13 protein-coding genes are annotated in these 23,880 nt (G+C 37.8%); 3 read left to right on the top strand and 10 right to left on the bottom strand.

Annotated features, from left to right (window positions below):
• Positions 1-51: 51 nt before the first annotated feature.
• From KG732_RS06860 to typA, 9 genes are all read right to left on the bottom strand, one after another.
• The gene (locus KG732_RS06860) at positions 52-1,473 is read right to left on the bottom strand and encodes a glycosyl hydrolase family 16 (protein ID WP_213521817.1); all 1,422 of its coding nucleotides are present in this window, start codon (positions 1,471-1,473) and stop codon (positions 52-54) included.
• A gap of 11 nt (positions 1,474-1,484) precedes the next feature.
• Positions 1,485-4,649 carry an arabinogalactan endo-1,4-beta-galactosidase gene (locus KG732_RS06855; RefSeq protein WP_213521815.1) on the bottom strand — a complete coding sequence of 1,055 codons (3,165 nt, stop codon included), beginning with the start codon at positions 4,647-4,649 and terminating at the stop codon, positions 1,485-1,487.
• A 302-nt stretch (positions 4,650-4,951) separates the two neighbouring features.
• Positions 4,952-7,729 carry a triple tyrosine motif-containing protein gene (locus KG732_RS06850; RefSeq protein ID WP_213521813.1) on the bottom strand — a complete coding sequence of 926 codons (2,778 nt, stop codon included), beginning with the start codon at positions 7,727-7,729 and terminating at the stop codon, positions 4,952-4,954.
• Between the two features lie 136 nt (positions 7,730-7,865).
• Entirely contained in the window at positions 7,866-8,633 is a 768-nt protein-coding gene (locus KG732_RS06845; protein ID WP_213521811.1) for a 3'-5' exonuclease, read from the bottom strand.
• A gap of 304 nt (positions 8,634-8,937) precedes the next feature.
• Entirely contained in the window at positions 8,938-10,230 is a 1,293-nt protein-coding gene (locus KG732_RS06840) for an O-antigen translocase (protein ID WP_213521809.1), read from the bottom strand.
• Positions 10,231-11,331 carry a DegT/DnrJ/EryC1/StrS aminotransferase family protein gene (locus KG732_RS06835; RefSeq protein WP_213521807.1) on the bottom strand — a complete coding sequence of 367 codons (1,101 nt, stop codon included), beginning with the start codon at positions 11,329-11,331 and terminating at the stop codon, positions 10,231-10,233.
• Positions 11,332-11,375: 44 nt separating this feature from the next.
• Complete coding sequence (locus KG732_RS06830) at positions 11,376-11,675, bottom strand: hypothetical protein (RefSeq protein WP_213521805.1); 300 nt, start codon at positions 11,673-11,675, stop codon at positions 11,376-11,378.
• Between the two features lie 279 nt (positions 11,676-11,954).
• Positions 11,955-12,896, bottom strand: coding sequence for a GNAT family N-acetyltransferase (locus KG732_RS06825; protein ID WP_213521803.1), 942 nt, complete (start codon positions 12,894-12,896; stop codon positions 11,955-11,957).
• 617 nt (positions 12,897-13,513) lie between these two features.
• Positions 13,514-15,319 (bottom strand): translational GTPase TypA, encoded by a 1,806-nt coding sequence (gene typA / locus KG732_RS06820; protein WP_213521801.1) that lies wholly within the window; start codon positions 15,317-15,319, stop codon positions 13,514-13,516.
• Between the two features lie 382 nt (positions 15,320-15,701).
• Here typA and KG732_RS06815 point away from each other — a divergent pair, with 382 nt between their 5' ends.
• The 3 genes from KG732_RS06815 to KG732_RS06805 all read left to right on the top strand — a co-directional run bounded on the left by KG732_RS06815 (position 15,702) and on the right by KG732_RS06805 (position 22,776).
• Positions 15,702-20,843, top strand: coding sequence for a DUF4347 domain-containing protein (locus KG732_RS06815; protein ID WP_213521799.1), 5,142 nt, complete (start codon positions 15,702-15,704; stop codon positions 20,841-20,843).
• A 62-nt stretch (positions 20,844-20,905) separates the two neighbouring features.
• Positions 20,906-22,081 (top strand): hypothetical protein, encoded by a 1,176-nt coding sequence (locus tag KG732_RS06810; protein ID WP_213521797.1) that lies wholly within the window; start codon positions 20,906-20,908, stop codon positions 22,079-22,081.
• Positions 22,082-22,344: 263 nt separating this feature from the next.
• Positions 22,345-22,776: a peptidylprolyl isomerase gene (locus KG732_RS06805; RefSeq protein WP_213521795.1), complete on the top strand. Its 432-nt coding sequence runs from the start codon at positions 22,345-22,347 to the stop codon at positions 22,774-22,776.
• Positions 22,777-23,109: 333 nt separating this feature from the next.
• On the opposite strand, the gene KG732_RS06800 is transcribed toward KG732_RS06805, so the two are convergent.
• Positions 23,110-23,841, bottom strand: a complete 732-nt coding sequence (locus KG732_RS06800) for a bacteriorhodopsin-like (protein WP_213521793.1) — start codon at positions 23,839-23,841, stop codon at positions 23,110-23,112.
• Between the last annotated feature and the right edge of the window lie 39 nt (positions 23,842-23,880).

The following is a 23,880-nucleotide window of genomic DNA, read 5'->3' as shown; positions in this document are numbered from 1 at the left end:
TCTAAATATGCTGTCCATAGATCTCTTATTTGATAGTGATTATTAACCCTTCTATGGAGTATAGAAGTATATATTATCCAAGATAAAATTGGGTCCCCCTGCCAAAATAATTGCGCCTAGATTATTTTTCTGATTAAGAATGCCACCCGTCAATGGAATATCGAAAGAATTCCAACCGTTGACAGTTAAATTTCCTGTGGTGAATCTGTAATCTGCATCATCGCCTTCAGGTTGTCCTGTAAAAATATTGGTGTTAATCACTCCATTAGCACCAATATCTCTAATTTGAAATTCAACTTGAACACCTGCTTGCTGCGCATATACATCCACATGCATAAACGACAAAGCAGATGCATCTACTGTATTATCAAAAATAATACCTGTGAAATTGTTATTGGAGTAAATTAACACAGAGTCATTATTTGCAGTTACCACCGCAGCTTGAGTGGTAGATCCACCAAATCCTGGCTCAAAATTACTACTGGTTGCATTAGTATACTCGTCACAAAATATAGATGTAACATTAGAGGAAGGCAATGTTGGGATAGGCGCCGCAGGTAAAGCGCCAGTAGAAGTTACTTCTAAGGAACCACTAGCTAAAACACTACTGATAGTAGCCGTAATAAACGCCGTACCAGAACCAACAACAGAAACTATGCCTAGTTCATTAACGGCAGCGACACTTGTATCAGAGGATACAAAATCAAAATACGAAGGAGCTGCTTGAACAGTTACATTCTCACCTGATGCTATATTAAAAGTTTGTGTTAATCCAGAAATCCTGATAGATGAGCCTGTAAAGGATTGTTGCACTAAGTCTTCCCCATCCAAAATTACAGGAAGTGGTTGTGCAATGGTTCCCAAAGTTTCAAATTTAAGCTCATCGATCCATAGCGTATACCCCAAACCGTTAGTACTTTGTGTACCAGCAGAAAAAATAAACATTCCCTTTTCTTGAAGAAGTCTTGAGGCATTTGGAATTGGAATCGTGTACTTCCTCCAATCAGTAGAAAGTTGAATATTTTCTAAACCTACTGCATATTTATCATCTACAAAATCAGTACCAAAACCTACTAGACCAACTGTTGCTGTTAAAGATCCCTTTGCCCAAAACGTTAATGCATCGTAGCCTGTAAGGTTACGACCGCCGGAACGATCTTTAAAAATACCTCCTATATAGCTTCCGTTAGGGTCATTAGGAGCGGGAACATCTATACGTATAGAGCTAGTACCGGCGTAAGCCACATTATTATCAATACCGAAACCTTCAGTATTAGCACCTTGAGCTGGATCAAAAGAAATGAAAAATTCGTCAGTAAGATTGATAGGATTATCTGTAAAAACCTCACCTGTATTAGGAAAAGTAGCTACAACAGAATCCTCTGATAGATCTCGCTCACAACTAACAATTAAACCTAGTATTAAAAATATAAGGCTTAAGTCCTTAAAATAAGTAGGTTTTCTATTTTTCATTGCTCATGTGTTTAGTTACCTATATTGATATGAACATAGGTTCTTATTTCCCACTCCGTTCCATTAGGAAATCCCACTGGACTAATGATAGGCTCACTTGCAAATTCAGCAGTTGCATTTGGTGCAAACCTTCCTCCTGAATTAGCATCAAGAGATCTCCATGTCCCTCTAAGACCCACCGTAGTACTAGGTAAAATAAACCAGTCTGGCTTACCTAAGGTAGTAGAAACATCCAGCATTAATTGCATAGGGAATGTGATGTTAAAATCTCTGTAATAGTCAAATGGCCCCCAGTCATTAACTTTGACTTGTGCAGTGGCTTTAATTGTTTTGTAAATAGCTCTTATATCACCACCAAAACGCTTTATTTCTCTAGTACTATCTCCATTACCTTGACCGTTACCGTAGTAGAAGTTACCGATAATTCCCAATTCAGGACTTAGTTTGGAAACGATACGCGTATGTGCCTCATATAAATCTAGAGCTGGAGCAGAGTTAGGAAATCTGAGGAAATTACGATCCGCTCCAAAACCGATAGCTGCATCCTGAGTAGTAGGTAAATGACGGTATACAAAACCAGCACTCATAGCAAATTCGGCGTCTTCAGCACGATCATTGTCCCATTGATACATCCAAGTTCCAGGTGTAGGGTCGTAGGTAAACAAAATTTCACCCGCAGTAGTTTCTCTATTTGCTCTAACAGCAAATGGATCATCAATAAAGTTTCTTAATCTTCCTGGTGCACCTACATTATTAGGCATAGGGTCTACCAGCGGCTTTTGCCACAAAAAGTTTGGTGCAATTTGTAAATCGCCCATAGTATAAGTCATACCAGCTAAAAAATTAGATTGGTTACCACTGCCGTTATCTTTTAATTTCCAGCCAGTAAAGGTTTGTGTTGCATCTGCGCCGCCATTAGCGACAAGACCCATTACCCCTCCTTGCAGGTAAGCATTCACTTTTCCACCTTCATAGGTCATTTTAGCTTTTCCTCCCCAGTTATCGCTTGACTTCACCTTATCATTAAAAACAGTATAATTACCTTCTACTCCTGTAACATCCTGATAACTGGTTCCATTTAGTGGGCTTCCACCCCAAATACCACCTAAGGTAAATCCAAATTTACCCAAGTCTCTTTCTACTACAAGAGTAGCTCTTTCCATAGGAAAAGCTGGAATAATACCACTACGCACCTGATTTTGATCTAAAATACGCACTCCATTTTCGTCCAGTTGAATTTCTGTTTGTAAGTCTCTATGATATATTCCCGTAATATTGAAATTATGAATACTTCGAGAGTATTTAATAAGTGCTGTTGGATTAGCCCCCCACCACAATTGAGGTCCAAAAGCGGCCTTTAATCCGGAAAATTCATTTTTTCCGTCAACTTCTAGTCCTAATGTTTCTCCACCATAAATATCTAAATTAGGTCCGTAATTGGTCTCTGGATATAAACCAAAGAAATCTCCTTCATAACCCCAGTGGTAATGACCTGTTCTATAAAAACCTCTAACATCAAAATCTTTCGTGTTCCATTCATAAGAAGCATTGTACACTTGTACCCTATTCACATCTCTTAATTGTACAATCCCGTCTGGGGTTTCTACTTGTTGAGGACGCCCCCTGTTTTCATAAAATATTTCGTCAATGGGATTCTCTGCAACATTACCCAGGATGTTAAAATTCACTTCGGCCCTCATATTAGCTGATGGATTCCCTTCAACTCCCACAAAATAAGATTCCATACGATCAAAACCTAGTTGATTAGGATACACAGAGTTGTCTGGATCTGCATTTTCAGGGGTAGTAATAAGACTGCCTCCGGTATTAAAAGTGGTAAATTCTGCTCGAAGGTTGCTTAAACGTATTTTATTGTTGCTACCACCATCTAAAGCCGCTTTATCTCCTCTTGCCCTAAGTACTGCATCCATCAACTGGATTTTTTCAAAATAATTGGTTATCACATCTAAGGTTTTATTTCCAGCATACGGGTTCAATTGATGCACTTCCTTTAAGGCATAGTAAGCTGCTCGTGGATAGAGATCATATAAACCTCTTTCATTAGAAGGACCTTTAGCGCAAATACCAAACCACTCCTCATTCATATTTTTAGATACCCCATCAGTATCAAGAGAATAGCCTCCACTCAACCAACTTGCTTCTGAATTATGAATGTCCAAATCCTTGGTTTGGCCTTTCTTCCACCAGCCATCACTAAATTGAAATGTAAAACCCCCAATAGTGTTTTCAGCTTTACCGAGACCGGCCGCATTTTGGTAAATTTCCTTCCAATTATTCACCATATAGTACGCTTGCATTTTTTGATCCTCTTTATTATTTAACGCATTAAAAGCATCAGAGCCAAATTCTGAAAACATCAAAGGCTTACCTAATTCATTTTTAACGCGATCAAAGGCATCAGTAAAAGAAACACCTCTATACATATTAGTGGCATAAATATCCATATCCGTCAAATACTCGGCAACTAAGTTCAAATACAATAAATCTCCATTACAAATAGCAATAGGATGGTCACTGTTGATCTTTTTCATCTCAACGACTGCTTCATTCATCAGTTTATACATGGCTCGAGCCCTAGTGATCACTGTTCCTTCGGTTTCAATAGGTATATCTTCGGTTTCAGCACCTCCCCATGACAAACCGTAATTATTCTCATTACCTAGCATAAACATCAATAGGCCGGGTGTATCCTTAAAATCCTTGACTAAATTAGTCGCTTCTTTTAAAAGCAATGCTTGGGCTCTTGGATCGGCATATTCTGTGTTGGAAACATAAGTACCATCTAAAGTAAGACCGTACCGCCCAAAGGAATGGTTGATCATGGTGTAAATACCATAATTTTCATGGATATAGGATACCCATTTAGGCTGCATACCTGTATATACACGAATGGTGTTAACTCCCATATTCTTCAATAAACCCATTTCTGAGTCGAGTGCTGCTTTAATAAAGTCGTCTGATTTTGCCCAAAAATCATAAGAGTAATTTTCACCAATAGGAACGTAATCCCAGTTCATACCGTTAATAATAAAAGGCTTGCCGTCCACCATTAGGGTATGACCATTCATGTCTTCTAAAACAGTAACTTTTTGATTTTGTGAAAAACCAAAAAATGCAAAAAAGATCAACGAAATACTTAATAAAAGATTCTTCATATATAAAGAGGTATAGATAGGTTGTTAATTAAGGATTGATTAAAACGATTGCTTTTTAAATGTATTTAATCGCACTGATTTTAATTTTTTAAATATATATTCTGGAAAACTTGAACAATCAAATTCAAACACAACAAAAAATATACATCCATATAAATATATATAATTCTGTCATGATCTTCCAATAAAATTATAAAAACCTTAATAATAAGTGTTTATAATTTTATATTTAAAAAAACTTATGGCTGATCTCAAATATTGATGTAGCTATGTTGTGTTATTTAAAACAAAATAACAAAGAATTAAATCTCAACAATGTAACTAGTTAAGCTATCATCGCGTGAAAGCGCTAGTTTTTTACGCAAACGATATCGTTTTATCTCCACACTACGAGGGGAAATATTTAAGAGTGGAGCGATCTCTTTTGAGGATAAATTAAGTCTTAAATACACACATAATCTTAAATCTCCAGAAGAAAGTGAAGGGTGCAATTCCTTAATTTTTTTGAAAAAATCTTTGTCCGCATTATTAAATGCTTCTTCAAAAGTGAGCCAATCTTGCCTGCTGTTTAAATTTTTATCCAACATCTTTTTTAAAGATTTAGACGCTACAGTCTTGGGTAAGTTATCCAGCTCCACCTTTAGTTCATTAAGAGTTTCATTTTTCTTAATCATCGCCATTGTCGATATAGCAAGTTCTCTATTTCGATGTTCGATGTCACTTTTTAATTTTTCATTACGCAACTCTACTAGATTCTTTTCATTAGTCAGGCTTTTTAACTCTAATTCCTTTTGCTGCTTTTGAAGCGCTATCTGTTTTTGCTTTTTGAAATACCAAATGTAAAATCCATTAAGTAGTAAAATAATGAGCACTACGACGAAAATATAAAAAGCTATAGCGGTATTAGTTGCGTAATAAGGCCGTGCAATGGTAAAGCTAACGGCGTCAACATTATCAGATATTAGGGTATTTACTCTAGAACGGACCTCAAATGTGTATGCTCCGTAGGATAAATTTTTCAACTCTGTGCTATTCACTTTACTCCATGTACTCCATTCTTGGTTCTCCCCCAGAAGCCTGTATTGATATTCTACAACACTTAAGGTTTTAAAAAAAGGGGAGGAATAGGAAATTTGTAAATGATTATTTTTATGAGGTACTTCTGACGGATTTTTTAAACTTAGGCTAGTTGGTATACTTTTATCCAAGCGATATAAATTATTGATGTATACTTTATGCGAAAGGTTGTTCTTCCGATTTTGATTGAGCGTTGTATAGCCATAAGAGGTGCCGATCAGGAAATTATTTGGACCTACTTTAGTTAAATTTTCATAACCAATTTTTTCTCTTCTCAGTTCATGACCTAGTGGAATACTCTCTACATTGTACTTACCATTGATATCTTCTATGCTGATCTTATACATCTTACTCTTGTTGAACAGCCATAAATACCCATCATTTTTAATAAAAGTTCCAGAAGTATATTGATCACCAGCGACAATCTTACTCAACTCATTATCTTTTACAAATTCACCATTATCAGAGGATTTTATATAGATAGCGTCTCTTTTAGAATAAAAGATCTTTCCCTTGAAATCCATGATATCAGAACCTATGCCCTTCCCCAATACTGCTATTTTTTCATATGCTACTAGTTTAGTAAATTCCTTATTAAGTAAAATTTTAAAGACTCCTTTATATTCATGGTTGACGTAAACAACATTATCGCGCACAATAATATCTTTTGAACTAATATCGAAACCCTCAATCTTATTCCGAAATTCCCATTCTCCTGAACTATTATTTAATATTTGAAGACCTTTATAGGTTCCGGCTACTACCAAGTCGGGGGCATTCGGAACCGAATACAATTGCCAAGTCCCAATAGTATTTTTAAGTCGTCGCGCTTTAGATTCACTTAGTACAAAAACACCTAAATGGTGATTGCAAAAAACAACACCTTGATGCTCACTGATCGACCATACTTGGCCTTCTGTTCCTTCTATAAACGAAAATTTATCCTGACCCGACTTCTTGTAAAACAATCCTTGATTGGTTCCCAAGTATAAAATGTCATCACTTTGATAAGAGGCATAAACAGTACCCAGATTTCCGTCTTTGTCATTGTACACCTGGTAAGGGGAATCTATACTTATAGAACTGATTCCATTGTCTAATGCCAACCACACGTTTTTAGCACTATCTTCGAAAACATATAAACACGTATTATTTGCCAATCCATCGCCTTGATTGAAGGTATAATTTACTTTTCCATTGAGATCCATTGAGATCACCCCATTGGCAATGGTCCCTAATAAGAGGTTGTTGTCACTCAACAAAGACGCGCTATAAACTGTTATTTTTTGATCTAAATCACAAGTGCCCACAAGATCCACCTCACCGTCGTTATATTGGTATATAGCCGCATCTTGAGTAAGAAGGTATACTTTAGAGTCGTGTTCAAACATTAAAATGATGGTCTGTTCCAGGAAGAAGTCGGAAGCACCTTTTAACTCTGCCTTTTTATTAACTACCTGAAATAAGCCTTCTCCTAATACGTGATAATAATAAGTGTCTCCTACATGAAAAAACTTATTGATCTCCGTTTGTTCAGCGATTGGAGCAATATCACCTGATTCGATATCAAAAAAGTAAATATGAGAACGAGATTGAAAAAGAACATAATCCTTCTTAACAATTATATTCCAAAACTGCTCATCTTCTTGTAATTGGAAGTTTGTCTTTTCAATGATGGAAGTGTAATTCAATATACCGCTGTCATCTCTTATCCAATACCCAAAATCCATATAACAACCTGTATAAATGCGATCCCCTTGAGCCTTTACAGACCTCATTATGCTCTCATTAGGAGTGGTATACAACGTCCATTGAGATCCATTGTATTCTAGCAACCCCTTGTTATTAGCTACATAGATAAAATGGTCCTCGGACTCTGATACCATCCAGTTTTGATTACCAGCAAGATATAAGGATGGCTCATAATTATGAATCGGTGGAAGCTCCTGAGCAGAGGTAAAAATTACATTTATAAATAAGAATAAATAAAGTAGTGTTTTCAAGATAAATTCATTTACTCAAATATAGTAAAAAAAATACCTCAACATATCTAATACAATAAAGATCCTATAATCGGCTAAAACTCTGTATATGAAGTCAATTAAATACATCATTCATCGAATTTACCTCAACAAATCCTTAGCTATTAAAGCCACGTAGCTTAATAGCGGTAAGAACTTTTTTTGTATAAAGCGGGAAATCTGCATTTTGTATCCAGCTGTAATATCCAGGTTCTTGATCTAATACATCAACGATGCGCTTACCTTTGTGCTTCCCAAAGTTGAAACACTCTTCACCAGCTTCATTAAAAGCAAGCATTCCCGCAAAATCGACTGCCTTTCGACGAGTAGAAAATTCTGCTAGAGATTTCATATTATTATCCAACTCTGGATATCGGTCTAACTGCCCTTTTAAAACCTCATAAGTAGCAATAGTATCAGCCTCGGCACTGTGGGCATCGGTCAGGTCTTTTTGGCAGTAGAATTTATAAGCGGCCACTAGGGTACGCTGTTCCATTTTATGAAAAATATTCTGCACATCAATCGCATTTCTATTTCCTATTTCAAAATCTATTCCGGCTCTCAACATTTCTTCGGCTAACAATGGGATGTCAAACCTATTCGAGTTAAAGCCTGCCAGATCTGCATCTTTGATGATATTATTAACCTCGTGAGCTCTTTCTTTAAAAGTAGGAGCGTCTTTGACCATGTCATCTGTGATGCCGTGCACTGCAGTAGTTTCTGCTGGAATGGGAATTGTAGGATTTACTTTAAACGTATAAGTCTTCTCCTCTCCGTTAGGAAAAACTTTATGTATAGAAATTTCAACGATTCTATCTTTAGAGATATTCGTACCTGTCGTTTCTAGGTCAAAAAAGCAAATAGGTCTATTGAGTTGTAATTCCATAAGGAGTGTCGATTGAATTTTAAAATACGCGCTTTCGCGAAAGCGGAATCCCCACAAACGACAAAAACTAAAACAAAATGATTTACAAATATAAGTTGGTCATCCCTAGTCGCGCATCATTTAAGAACCCTTTTATTTAAATATTTTTAAGCCAAACCACAACCCCTATAAAAATAGGCTGTAATAAACGGGATAGTTGCTTGCTGCTGTAAAAATCCTTTTGAGTCAAATGAACTGTTACTGCTATTAGCGACCCTATAAGAAATAGACAAAACAGTATTCTCTATAAAAATTAAAGGTGGTATCACACAGTAAAAAGTTCTTTACGCAAAAGGAAGAGCAATACCACTAAATAAAATAAATAATTACCTAAATACGCTATTACAACACCCTCTTCTTGGTAAGCGGGTATACTATAAAAAGCTAATAAATAGAAAGACGCTATACTTAATAGCTCGGCTATTAGGTAGCTTTTAAGGTCGTTCATAGCTATAAATCTAAAGGCTAAAACCGTAGTGACAATCTTTATAAAATCACCTAGGAGTTGCCATTTAAATAGCCCACTAGAAGCGTCAAATTCTGCCGTAAACAAAATACTAATAATAAAATCTCTAGAGAGATAAATAAGGATAAGCCCCACAATAACAAGTGGTACTATAGTGGTATAAAACTTCCAGACGGTAGCTCTATAGTTCTTATGACTGTTATCTTTACTCAAACTAGGCAAGACATAAAGGCTGATCAAGCTGGTTACAAAGAGCATGTAGAATCCAGAAATACGCACGACAGCCTCCCACCATCCAGCGGCTTCATCACTCACCTCTGCTCTGACCTGATCTCTTACCAAGATGTTTACCAACGGAATCAGCAATGCACTTACTAGTGCCATAACACTGTACTTAAGCAACTGTCGACTGGCTTTTTTATCAAAGTGAAGATTTAGCAGTTCTTGGAGTTTTAAGCTTTTTTGTCCTTGAAACCACCAAAAAACAACAGCTGCAATACATTGTAAAAAAGGAACCAAAGCAAGCGAATATAAAGCTCCGGTAAGATTGTATTGATACACCAAAATCGCAGAGGTTCCAAAAACCAAAATACTTATAATGATATTGAGAATAATAAATTTCTTAAACCACTCTAAACCTTGCATCAGGCTGGTAATGAAAACGAATACTACATAAAAAGGCAGCGAACAGGCAAGAACCTTAAAAACCATAGAAAAGTCTACCTCTGTCGCTATAAGTTTTTGATCCAACCATGAAGCAGCAAAGAATATCACAACAGCTGCTATGATACTGGCGCATATACTCCATACCCAAGCGGTGCCAAATACCTTTTTTAACTCAGCCGGCTCTTGCTGAAATTGGGCTGTATTTTTAACCAGTCCATTTTCCAGTCCTAACACAGAAAAAGTAAGTAACCCTTGAGTAAAATTACGCAGGTTACCAAGGATTCCCAATCCTGCCGCACCTACGTAGTCAGCAAGAATTTTAGACATGATGGCACCTATTCCTATTTTCAGAACTACATGAATAGAATTGAACCCAGCTACTTTGAGCAGTACATTTTTATGAAGTTGATGAAAAAGTCTTCTCATTTAGTAGGCGTTTACTGCTTGTACTACCTTTTGCAGATGCTCTAAAGTCATTAAAGGGTGACATGGCAAGCTTACTTCAGTGCGATGTAATTTTTCTGTAACTGGAAATCTAAGATGATTCCATTGTTTCAATGCTTTTTGTTGATGTGGCGGCACTTCATAATGCACACTCGTACCTATGCCTTCCTGATCTAAGTGATCTACAAAAAGCTTTCTATCACCTACATAAACTGGAAAGACGTGGACTACATTATTTTTAATAAAGTGCTCTGAAGGCAATCTTACTTTGTTATTTTGAAGATGCTTGATATAAAACTTAGCTATTTCTACTCTTCTTTGATTATCGGTATCAAGTTGTGGCAATCTATTGATTAAAAAACCAGCTTGCAACGGATCAAGTCTAGAATTAATTCCCACTAAGTCATTGACAAAACGGCTTGATCTACCATAGTTGGCTATGCTGCGACAAGTAATTGCCAAATCCTCATCACTCGTGGTTATCGCACCTGCATCTCCAAGAGCACCTAGGTTTTTTGTTGGATAAAACGAGAAGGCGCTCGCTCGAGCTAGATTTCCGGACTTGACACCTCTATCGTTAACTGCCCCATGTGACTGAGCCGTATCACAATAAATAGGAATTGACTTCTCTCTTGCATAGGCATATACCTCATCATCTACTAACTTGCCATAAATGTCTACTGCAATAATGGCATCATAGCTTTGATCGACCTGCCGCAGCACTTGTGCTGTTAAAGTAAGCTCCTCCACATCTACAGGAACAGGTTGCATCCCCGCGTGCAGGATACTTAGAAAAGTAGCGATATAAGTATGCGCTGGCACAACAATCTTTGCCTTTTCAGGTAGGTTTCCCAAAGCGACTTCGGCTTTAAGAATAATGGTTAATGCATCCAGCCCATTTGCCGTCCCTATACAGTTACTTGCCCCACAATAGGAGGCATAAGCATTTTCAAACTTGTTCACCCATTCTCCACCTATCAACTTTCCCGTCGCGTGGATTTCCTTAAACGTCTTTAGATCTTGTTGCGCAAACCTTTTGTTATGAGGTTGTAGGTCTAAATATGGAATATAAGATGGTATCATTTCATTCTTGGACTAGATAACGAAGATAACACATCGAAAGTGCTTTAACTAAAAGCTTCTACGACGTCTTTTAAATTACCGATCAAAGCAAGGCTGGTCATCACCAAAAAGAAGAAGTTAATTCCTATTCCCACATATTTTTTCCAGTGAAAGGGCTCTTTAAAACTCAAAACACTAAAAATAGCACCAAAAAAAATGCTTATAAAAAATAAGGTGATGAAGTAAGCAGTGATATCATTGATGGTATTGGCTGCCGTCCTTACGGTCTGGCCTAAAATCGTAAAAACGATTAGCAATACACTCGAAAACACGGCAAAGTGAAATGATTTCTTTGTATTCTTCATTTGTTAAAATTCTGTTGCAAATTTAATTTGTTTTTTAATATATAAAGGTAACACTACTTAACATTGCTTAACTAGATGTTAGCACCTTCAAGTATGTAAATCTATTAAATTTGTATCATCATAACATTGGACGTACAAGTGTAGATTATTGAATTAGCCTTTTTTAATTATAACCACCCGAAAATATTATGAAAAAGAAAAATAAGTTAAGTTTGGTTGAATGACCACCGTATAGTAAGTGTTTGACAGCAACTTATTATTTGGTGGTTTTTTTTATCCTTAGATGTTTTGATCAAATTCCCATCGTTCCCATATCTCTTCTTGACAGCCCAGTTGTTTTTTAAAACGCTGTAATCCTTTATTTACCGATCCGCCTTTTTCATTCACTGGCCCATAATCCATAATAGAACATCCTTTTTCTTTAAATTCCTTCATTGCCTCCATATAAACATAAGCTACTGCATCTGTCTTTAAGCCTTCTGGAGAACTAGCAGTATATTGAGACTTCACTATCTCCCCTTTTATAAAAAAAGTGATCCCTGCAAGTAATGCATCCTCTCTATACACATTATATTGAACGATATTCTCTGGAAATCTTGAAGCGAGTAATTCTATTTCTGCTAAGCTGTGTACTGGTTTTGAATGGTAACGTGCTGCCAATTGTGGTAGTAAAACTTCTTCCCAGAAACTCTTAAAATCATTTGAAACTTCTATTCTCAATCCTTCGTATTTTCCATTGCGATACCTTATAGACTTTTTAGGTGATACCTGTATTTCTTGATCTAATGCTACGGACTGATTGTGCAATTTTCGATTAGAGATAAAACCTTTATATTGTAAAACGGCTGCTATTTCTTTATTTATACGTTGATAGGCTACTGGTGGCAGTTGTAATTCCGCTTTCGCGAAAGCACAACCGTTCACATACTCCAACAACGCATCGACTATACGATCTATAATTGATACTGCGGCAGCGCTGATGACCAAACCAGCATAACTTAAACCCCGATGACTGTAAAAAACACCCGCTTTTACATGAGCTGGAATACAGCACATCAATTGCCCTTCTAAATACAACATTAGACTGTGATCTTCAAATCGCTCTTGGTGATAATCCATAAAATCACGTTCAAGAAGAAAAGACCCATTCACCGATTGCTTTACAAAAGCGTTCCACTCTGCAGCATTTTCTGGATGATATTTTTGGACCTGTAACCTCAATTAAAATGATTAAGACGCTAAGATAAGTAGAAGCGACCTTTTTGAACTGATAAACTAATTTAAAATTAATGCTTTTCCCTTGCTCTAACAGGGGACTTTGTAACCCACCCCCTTAAACTATAGGATAGTAGTTTTCGCAGCCTTTAGGGCTGGGAAACGGAAACGAACTCTAAAAGCTTTACCCCTGCCCTAAAGGGAGAGCTTTCTAATCCACACTCCTTACTACTACAACAGAAGTTTCCGCAGCCTTTAGGGTTGGGGAACGGAAACGAATCGCAGCCTTTAGGGCTGGGGAACGGAAACGAACTCCGAAAGCTTTTCCCCTGCCCTAAAAGGAGAGCTTTCTAATCCACACTCCATACTAATACAACAGAAGTTTCCGCACCCTTTAGGGATGGGGAACGGAAACGAACTCTAAATGCTTTTCCCCTGCCCTAAAGGGAGAGCTTTCTAATCCACACTCCTTACTAATACAACAGAAGTTTTCGCAGCCTTTAGGTTTGGAGAACGCCAACTAAATGCAACTTTTAAGAATGTCAACAAACTCTAAAAGCTTTTTAAACAAAAAAGACTGTCTTTTCAGACAGTCTTTTTTACCTACTACTTCTTAAGTATAATTAAGAAAGTTGTTTTCCTGCACGTTTACGCATTCCTTCATCAAGAATAATTTTGCGCAATCTTAAGTGATTTGGAGTCACTTCAACATACTCATCTTTTTGTATGTATTCCAATGCTTCTTCTAAAGTAAATTTAACCGGCGGTGCGATCTTTACTTTATCATCATTACCGGAGCTTCGCACGTTAGAAAGTTTCTTCGTTTTTGTAAGGTTGATCGCTAAATCATCTGGTCTAGAATTTTCTCCTACTACCTGACCACCATAAATCTCTTCACCTGGGTAAATAAAGAATTTACCACGATCTTGCAGTTTATCCATAGAATAAGGAATGGACGTTCCTTTTTCCATAGAAATCATAGAGCCATTGATACGTCCTTGAATTTCTCCTTTAAAAGGTTCAAAACCTATAAAACGATGGTTCATGATTGCCTCTCCAGCAGTAGCTGTAATCAATTGATTACGCAACCCGATAATCCCACGAGATGGAATCTTAAATTCGCACACCATACGTTGCCCTTTAGGCCCCATACTAGTCATTTCTCCTTTTCTTAAAGTAACCATTTCAACCGCTTTACCACTTACTTCTTCAGGTAAATCTATGGTAAGCTCTTCAATAGGCTCACATTTAACACCGTCTATTTCTTTGATAATAACTTGTGGCTGTCCTATTTGCATTTCATAACCTTCACGACGCATCGTTTCGATCAATACAGAAAGGTGCAACACACCACGTCCATAAACCATGAATTTATCTGCACTACCAGTATCATGTACTTGTAGGGCAAGGTTTTTTTCTAATTCTTTAGTTAAACGGTCATTAATGTGACGTGAAGTCACAAATTTACCATCCTTACCAAAGAAAGGAGAATCATTAATAGTAAATAGCATACTCATCGTAGGCTCATCTATAGCAATAGTAGGCATGGATTCAGGGTTCTCAAAATCGGCAACAGAGTCCCCTATTTCAAAACCTTCTAGTCCTACAATGGCACAAATATCACCAGCCATTACTTCTTCTGCTTTGGCTTTTCCCATACCGTCAAAGACATAAACTTCTTTAACTTTAGTTTTGGTTATGGAACCGTCACGCTTACATAAAGATACGTTTTGACCTTCCTTAATAGATCCTCTTTTAATACGACCTATTGCAATACGTCCAGTATAATTAGAGAAATCTAAAGAAGTAATCAATAATTGAGTTGTTCCTTCTTCTACTTTAGGAGCAGGCACGTGCTCAATCACCATATCTAATAAAGGCTCGATATCAGTGGTTTCATTCTTCCAGTCGTCAGACATCCAGTTGTTCTTTGCACTACCGTAAACAGTAGGAAAGTCAAGTTGCCACTCTTCAGCACCTAGTTCAAACATCAAGTCAAAAACAGACTCATGTACCTCCTCTGGAGTACAATTTTCTTTATCGACTTTATTAACTACTACACATGGTTTTAATCCCAAGTCGATTGCTTTTTGCAATACAAAACGAGTTTGTGGCATTGGACCTTCAAAAGCATCTACTAAAAGTAGTACCCCATCAGCCATGTTCAATACACGTTCTACCTCACCACCAAAATCGGCGTGACCAGGAGTATCAATAATATTGATCTTGGTACCTTTGTACATTACTGATACGTTCTTTGCGAGGATGGTAATCCCGCGTTCTCGTTCAATATCGTTGTTATCAAGAATTAAATCTCCGGTAGTTTCATTCTCACGGAAGGTTTCACAATGGTGTAAAATCTTGTCTACTAACGTAGTCTTACCGTGGTCTACGTGAGCAATAATCGCGATGTTTCTAATATCTTTCATAAAAAAAAATGCTTCTAAGCGGCTGCAAAAATACTCTTATTTATTGGTTTTTAACACTTTGTTGCGTTAAATGATCGTTATCACCAACTATCTGATTTTCAATAGGCTCATTTGGGAATACTGCTTTCGCGAAAGCAAAACAACCTCCAACCTCTAGGATCCTTCTAAATATAGAATAATTGACTAACGGTTAATTTAAAAGCATTAAATACCTTTATTTTATTAACAATTGATAATTTTTTCATTTAATTACTGTTAAAATCGTTGAAATACACCTTTTTAAAGGTAAATAAATGTAATGAACCCTATACTTGGATAATAAAAAAAGTATTTTTGCTAAAATTCTCAATTTCAGAGTTTAAGGAATCCATAATTTATGATAATGAGGGGAAATTATTTCAAGTATACGATTAGTAGAACGTTGTGGTGCTTAATATCAGTTTTTTTATTCACTGCTTTTTCAAGTGCAACAATTACTTACCAGTACACCAATAAGGTGCCAAATTATCATATAGATAACGCTCTAAAGGACACCCATATATTGCAAAATGCTTTGCCTAAAGATGAATTAGGTTTTTACCTATTCTCTCATGGCCGCCCAGGAGAACTGTTCATCAATAATAAATGGATAGGTGCAGAAGAAATAGCAACTTTTGTAAAAACTCATTTTTCTTTCCCCTTTGGGGAAATGGCCGCAGGACAAAGAGGTCACGAAATCTCTGCAGGACAAAGGAGCCTTAACATCTATGGTTGCTATTTCGCTCAAGGCGAAAAAGGAAAAGCAGCAATTACCTACCTAGAAAAAGAACTACATATCCAAGTTGCAGCTTCTACTAATCTTACTGGTGTAACTGGAGATTGGATTTTAGAAATAGGCGGAAATGCGACCCCGTTAGAAGTTAAAAATTATGAGTATACCCTACAGTCAACTATTACCTCAGTAACTACTGAATTGAGCAGCACAGGTAACATTGCCGTCTTAAACGATGGGACTCTCAACCAACAAAACTTTTACTTAAACAACCAAAATTACCCAGGTACTAATAGAGAAATATTTAATATAGGCTTTAATCAGGCCGCTATTATTACAGAATTAAGATTTTTATTAGATACTTCATATAATCCTAACACTTCATTTTTAAGCCCAACGACACAATTCCGAGTGGAAGGCTTTGACGGTGCCAGTTATACTGATCTAACAGGAACAATTACAATGACGGGTACGGTAACTGCAGAGGAAGAAGTAATCAACCTAAGTGGCAATACAACTGCCTATATAGGTTACAGACTTCTCTGGGTAGGTGGTGGTCCAATAAGATGGGATCCTTGGATAGAAGAAATTTTATTTACAGAAACCATAATAGACCCATGCGACCCTGTTGCTTCAGGAAACTTAGATACCGATGGTGACGGAGTTTCTGATGTGTGTGACTTAGATGACGATAATGATGGGATTTTAGACACTGCCGAAGGTTGTGTAGAAACTACCGCTACTATTACACTGATCGGAGGACTCCCTGCTCATTTTTCGAATGCTACTTTTACCGACTTGTTTGATGCCAATACGGCTAACGCTGTTAATAATAGACGTAGAATTCATCATCCACCAAACAACGATCTTCATTTGGATTTTGGGACCACCTTACCTAGTGCTACTCCAATAAGTATTTATTGGGGCAACAGTGAACAAGGCAATGACCCAGTCAAATATTTAGGGTTAGAAGTAGTGCTTTTTAATGGAGCCACACAAGTAGGGCCTACCTATGCCACGAGCTATGATGCGGTTGCCTCACCAGTTATCAGAGTGTTTGACGTATTCTCTTCAGCTCCAATAACCTCTATAATAATTAGAAGTAGACAAGATGACGATGGAAAAGATCCTCATCTATTTGAATTTAGTGTAGACGGTCAATTTGGATCATCTATTACTATTGCATGCAGTGGACAAGATACCGACAACGATGGGATTCCAGATCATTTAGATACCGACTCAGATAATGATGGCTGTAGTGATGCAATTGAAGGAGGAGCAAATTTTACTACCGCCAACACTGATGCTAACGACATGCTTGTAGGTGGAGTAGATGCCAATGGAGTTCCAACCATAGCCACTGGAAGTGGTCAACCTGTAGGGAGTAGCCAGAATAATGCTGTACAAGATGCAAACTGCCCTGACCCCTGCGACCCTATTGCCTCTGGAAATGTAGATACCGATGGAGATGGTGTCTCTGATATTTGCGATATAGACGATGACAATGATGGCATCGTAGATTGTCGAGAAAAAGAGTTGCTTGGCAACGTTTCAGAATACTTAAATATTACAGGAGACGCTTCAGAAACTTCAGCCAACGAGTTTCAACTTACCCCCAATCTAAACAATCAAAGCGGACAGGCTTGGTCTTTTGGCAGAATCAATTTTAATGAAAGTTTTACTTTAAGTTTTGAGGCAAATTTTGGAACTACTAATAATGGAGCTGACGGCATAACGGTTACCTTTCACAACGACCCTTTAGGCACTAATGCTGTTGGTCTACCAGGAAATGCGATTGGTGCTGGAGGCATTCAAAATGGTATTGTTATGGAATTCGACACCTTCGACAATTCTAATACTTCCCTTCCTGAGATCGCTGCAGATCATGCAAGCTTCTGGGATTCAGATCAGACTTCTCCAACTGCTATATTAAGACCAAATGTAACCTTAGGAGCTTCAGGTAACATAGAAGATGGACAATGGCACACTATAGTTATCTCGTGGAATGCCACCACCCAAACACTTTCTTACTTATTTGATAACCTTTACAGCGATGCTTACACTGCTGATTTAATCACCAATTTCTTTGCAGGAGAATCAAATGTGCATTTTGGATTTACCGCGTCTACTGGAGGTAGTACTAATAACCACAGTATTCGTATAGCCGATGCGTGTAGCTTGCCATTATCGAAAGACTCAGATAACGATGGCATCAAAAACAGTATTGACCTGGACTCCGACAACGACGGTATTCCAGACAACATAGAAGCACAAACCACCGCAGGATACATTCCTCCTACAGGTCTTGATGATGATCATGATGGGCTTGATAACGCCTATGATGCCACACCAAACGGAAACTCAGATGGCACAGGCTCTATTGGTTTAATCCCTGTAAATACAGATGGTACTGATGAAATGGACTACCTCGACACTGATACCGACAACGATGGGATTAATGATAGAGTAGAAAGTTTTACCAACACACCTATCCCTACAAATGGAGTAGGCGCTAATGGCCTTTCGGACGATTCAGAATCCATAGACAATTATAACGACGTCAATGGAAACGCTTATACCGGTGGCTTATTCACCTTATTAGACAGTGATAACGATGTGAATCCAGGCGGTGGTAATGCCATCGCACTAACTATTGATTACGATTATCGTGATGCTTCAAATAATGAATGTGACGCTGCTATTTCAAACAATCTTGACACTGATGGAGATGGTATTTCTGATATTTGTGATTTAGACGACGACAATGATGGTATACTAGACGTTAATGAAAATCAAGTGGTTGTGCTTTCCACATCTTCGAGCTTCAATACAGCTACCCAGGCATGGCAATCTTCTGGTGTTTCTATCACCGCGGGTATTACCATCCGATTTACCTCCCCTACTTCATCCATAGGCAGTGCCATAGTCAGTGGTGGACCTTATAGTGGTCAGTCTATTTTAAAGTATTTTTTTGATCAGAGTGCCGACCGCAGGTGGGTAGATTTAGATGGAAATTACTACAGAGATAATGCAAATAACCATGTTAGAAATCCCAATACATCAGTGAATCTTCCATTTGCCAATTTAGTAGCTGCAGATTACACCAACCGCTTGAGGTTTTTAGGTATGGTGGACACCAACGGAAACGGGCAATACGACCCAGGAGTGGATGAACTATTAGGAGAAGTTTTTGCGGTTAACAACACCCTTTCTTTTACTCCAGCAACTTCAGGGGAGATCTATGTTGTTTTTGCTGATGATTTTTATGGAGATAATGATGGAGATCTGACTTTTCAAATAGAACAAACGGTAGGAGATACCGATTTAGACGGTATTATCGATTCCTTAGATCTTGACTCTGATAACGATGGCTGCTATGATGTAGTGGAATCAGGAGGGATAGATGCTAATAATGACGGTATTTTAGACGGTACTGGTTTTGACGCTAACGGTCTTGTTATCGGCGGCACAGGTGGTTACAATGGTATTACCGGCAATGAATACATAGCTACTCGACTTCAAATAACAAGTGCAACAACCAACCAAACGGCAAACAACGGTGATGCCGTAAGCTTTAGCGTTAGTGCTCGCGGAGACGAGACCACTACCTTTATAGGTAATGCGCCAACCACAACACCTAGTTATACCTCACTAGGTAATGCCAACGCGGGGATCAGATATCAGTGGTATCTAGGCAATCCTGATACAGGTGGTACCGCCATATTTGGAGAAACTAATGCCAGTTTAGACCTTATCGCAACCGAAGCTTTAGACGGTCAACAATATGTTGTAGTCATTACACATGTGGATTATGTTTGTGCACGAGAAGTACAATCGGGAACGCTTAGTGTGCTAGTAACAAACATTGCGTTGGTGCAAACAGCAGCTTTTATTGATACCAATAGCAACGGATGTGCCGATGCCTCTGAGACAGTTACTTATACTTTTGAAGTGACCAACCTTGGCAACACTAATTTAACAGCAGTAAGCCTTACAGATGCTGAATTACCTGTTATAAGTTATAGTAATGGGGACACCAATGGAAATGGCGAGTTAGATACAACAGAAATTTGGGTCTATACGGCCACTTATACTATTCATCCAACAAATATTGCCACAGGTTTTATAACCAACCAAGCGACTGTTCAAGGAACAAGTAGTGCCCAAACTGTAACGGATCTTTCTGGTTCTACGATCTACAACGACCTTCCTACAGTAGTCCACTTGACAGCATGTGGTATTGGTGGTAATAGCTTCTTCGGTGAACGCAGTGGGAATCAAAACACAAAAGGGGTGTACAACAACTTCTTTGGAAATGCTGCAGGCCTATCTAATGTCACTGGGAATCACAACTTATTTATAGGAGAAAATAGCGGTTTTGCTTTAACCACAGGGAATTACAATGTCTTTATTGGCAAGAACGCTGGCGTGGCAACTACCACTTCTGATCACAATACTTTTTTAGGAAGTTATTCGGGCGTTACCAATACAGGTCAGGGCAATATCTTTATTGGTCACCATGCAGATGGTTTGATAACTGGCGCTAACGATCTTTTTGTACTTCAAAATGACAACCTAAATGCGTCTCTTATTATTGGAGATTTTCAAGCAAATTCGCTTCAGATTAATGGAAGATTGATCATACAAAATAAATTAAACCTATCTCCTAAAACTCAAATCCCATCAACAGCTAATACAGGAGATATGTATTACGACTCCAGAGATAATAAACTAAAAGTTTGGACGGGTACTGTTTGGGAATCACTTAATTAATACCATAAATTATGAACTTAAATAAATGTAATTACCAACCAATGCAAGTTAAAATCCGATGCATGCTATGGCTACTGTTGATCCTATGCTCTAGCAGCCTGCCAGGACAGGTAGGTTTAAATACCGCAACTCCTAGCGGATCTTCCTCATTAGACGTCGTATCTGAAGACACTGGAATACTCATACCTAGACTACCGCTAACAGGAACCAATGACGCTTCGACCATTGTAAATGGAAATATTGAAAGCTTACTGGTGTACAACACGGCAACTGTAAGCGATGTAACCACTGGTTTTTATTATTGGAACGGCACACAATGGGTGCGTTTGGTGACCAGTGATACCTCCTCTAAAGATTGGACTTTAAATGGAAACACTGGCACGGTCAATGGTGTGGATTTTATTGGAACCACAGACGCTCAAGATCTAGATGTTAAAACCAATAACATCCTATTTTTTAGATTCACTCAAAAAGGGCAACTGGATTTTTTAAACACAGGAGAATCGGTTTTTATTGGCGAAAATGCTGGGGAAGCCAACGATAACACCATTACGACTAGATCTACCTTTTTAGGAGCTAATAGTGGTGCCTCTAATACCTCTGGTCTAGATAATAGTTTTTTTGGTGCTAATAGTGGTCAAAGCAATACCACAGGAGATAAAAATAGCTTCTTCGGTTCTCAAAGTGGTGTATCAAATCTAGATGGCTCTAAAAATAGCTTCTTTGGAGAACGTACAGGAATCCAGAACACTTCAGGTGCTGAAAATAGTTTTTTTGGACAAACTTCAGGCCAATCTAACACCACGGGACTGCGCAATACTTTTCTAGGCAGCGCTAGCGGCTTGAACTCCAGTGTAGGAAATGAAAATGTTTTTATTGGGTCCATAGCCGGACGGGATAATGCTGCAGGAAACTCCAATACTTATTTAGGAGCTACTAGTGGCGCTTGGAATACTGGAAACAACAATGTTTTTATAGGTTTTGGAGCTGGTAACGGAGAAACTACTGCGAGCAATACCCTAATTATTCAAAATGATCCCAATGACGACCCTTTAATCTATGGAAAATTTGATACCGATGAGGTAGAAATAAGAGGGGAGTTAAAAATAAGCGATATCATACATTTAACTCCTAGAGCTCTTGCTCCTACTACCCCTTCGACAGGAGATCTCTATTACGACAGCAGTAATAACAAAGTCAGACTATGGAATGGCAGTGTTTGGGAAAATTTGAATTAAACAATATCCTATCCAACAACTGTATTTTGTCTACCTTTTTCAATACCAACCTGCTCCGTGTTTTAAAAAATAGTCGAAACTCATTTTTAACCAGTTGGCATTGTAAAGATTTGTTGCTTTAAATAGCAATTCTCTCATTAAATCAGGGATTTTAATCTTCTAACCGTTAAGCCTTTCTTAATAAAAGGGATTATAGTCCCTTAAACTTTGATACGTATTTACAAACCATACCTTTGTTACTGATACAAAAAATAACAATTTTTATGAGTCAAGTTAAATCAAATGACACTGTAAAAGTGCATTACACAGGAAAATTAAAAGCAACCGGACAAGTATTTGACACTTCAGCCAAAAGAGAACCGTTAGAAGCTCAATTAGGTCAGGGAGCGTTGATTCCAGGTTTTGAAAAAGGCCTAGTTGATATGAAAGTAAATGAAAAGAAAACCATTGAAATCCCTAAAGAAGAAGCTTATGGAGAAATTATTGAAGAACTTTTTCATAAAGTAGAAAGGACTCAACTTCCAAAAGAAATTAACCCTGAGGTAGGAATGGGACTTGTGTCCAAAAACCCTGATGGTACAGAACAACAATTGCGTGTTGCACAAGTAGAAGAAGATCACATTATAGTAGATGCTAATCATCCACTAGCAGGACAAGACCTGGTTTTTGAACTTGAAGTTGTAGAGATTCACTAATCCCTACTGCCTAGATGTAATAAAGCCCATCGAGTAACATCTCGATGGGCTTTTTTTATATTGGCATGTTTAGGTTGTCATTTATAACCAGTAATAGTATAGCCTAACAACCGGTATTACCGCAAGAAATAACTCTGATCAAAGAGATCTAAGCAATGCTTTGGAGATCTAGTGGACTAAAGAGGGTATGTTTCACAATACCTTCTAAAGCTTCCTAGTCCTCCCCTAACCCCATTTATACAATTGCCATTACAGCAATTAGCTTGAATAAAACACATAAAAAATGGCTCCCGTTAAAGGAGCCATTTATAATTAGTTAATGGTCGGTAAGTATTATGCTTCTGATTTCTTAGAAGCTAATACAGCAAGGTTGTAAACTACTAGTCCAAAACCAATTTTGTTGATAGCATCACCGATGTTGTAAACAATATCTAGGTCAAATCCACCAAAGATAGGCTCATACCATCCTGGAGTTCCAGCCATATACCCAATTGGGTAAATTGCCCATCCTACTAGTACAAACCAGCAAAGTGTTTTGTGAGCGGCAAGTACTTCCCCGCCAGCAGCAACAGCTAATTTCTTTGCTTGACCGAACCAGATGTCATAAACAATTACAAAGTACGCTATACCTGAAACAAGACCCCATAACCATGCGTTATCGCGATCTACAGCTTCACCTAGGTAACCTGTAACTAACATCACTACAGAAAGGAAAATAAGTCTCCACATTAGAGACTTCTTTGCTCCTGCAACTTTTAAAATTAAATAAAATTCAACACACATCAACGGAACAGTAAGTACCCAGTCAACGTATCTAAAGAATACTGGTGACTCTGCAAAACTAGCCCAGTAATCGCGCATGTACCAATAATGCACTGCTGCAATAAAGGTAATTAATCCAGAAACCAGGATAGAAGTTCGCCACTTCTTGTCAAAACTGCTCATGGATAAGAAAAAGAAGGCACTAGCTGCCATCATAGCCATACATCCTACGAAGAATGTAAATCCTACATAATCATCAGCAGCCAATTTAGCTACCTCAAGATTTAAAAGTAATTTAGTCATAATATTTGGTTTATATATTCCAGTAAATATACAAAAACA

Source organism: Nonlabens sp., assembly GCF_018401815.1.
Classification (GTDB): Bacteria; Bacteroidota; Bacteroidia; order Flavobacteriales; family Flavobacteriaceae; genus Nonlabens.
This window is presented reverse-complemented; position numbering and strand designations above follow the sequence as displayed.

Coding starts and splice junctions, on each gene's coding strand:
- KG732_RS06860 (WP_213521817.1), bottom strand. CDS start 1,473: ATGAAAAATAGAAAACCTACTTATTTTAAGGACTTAAGCCTTATATTT.
- KG732_RS06855 (WP_213521815.1), bottom strand. CDS start 4,649: ATGAAGAATCTTTTATTAAGTATTTCGTTGATCTTTTTTGCATTTTTT.
- KG732_RS06845 (WP_213521811.1), bottom strand. CDS start 8,633: ATGGAATTACAACTCAATAGACCTATTTGCTTTTTTGACCTAGAAACG.
- KG732_RS06840 (WP_213521809.1), bottom strand. CDS start 10,230: ATGAGAAGACTTTTTCATCAACTTCATAAAAATGTACTGCTCAAAGTA.
- KG732_RS06835 (WP_213521807.1), bottom strand. CDS start 11,331: ATGATACCATCTTATATTCCATATTTAGACCTACAACCTCATAACAAA.
- KG732_RS06830 (WP_213521805.1), bottom strand. CDS start 11,675: ATGAAGAATACAAAGAAATCATTTCACTTTGCCGTGTTTTCGAGTGTA.
- typA (WP_213521801.1), bottom strand. CDS start 15,319: ATGAAAGATATTAGAAACATCGCGATTATTGCTCACGTAGACCACGGT.
- KG732_RS06815 (WP_213521799.1), top strand. CDS start 15,702: ATGAGGGGAAATTATTTCAAGTATACGATTAGTAGAACGTTGTGGTGC.
- KG732_RS06810 (WP_213521797.1), top strand. CDS start 20,906: ATGCTATGGCTACTGTTGATCCTATGCTCTAGCAGCCTGCCAGGACAG.
- KG732_RS06805 (WP_213521795.1), top strand. CDS start 22,345: ATGAGTCAAGTTAAATCAAATGACACTGTAAAAGTGCATTACACAGGA.
- KG732_RS06800 (WP_213521793.1), bottom strand. CDS start 23,841: ATGACTAAATTACTTTTAAATCTTGAGGTAGCTAAATTGGCTGCTGAT.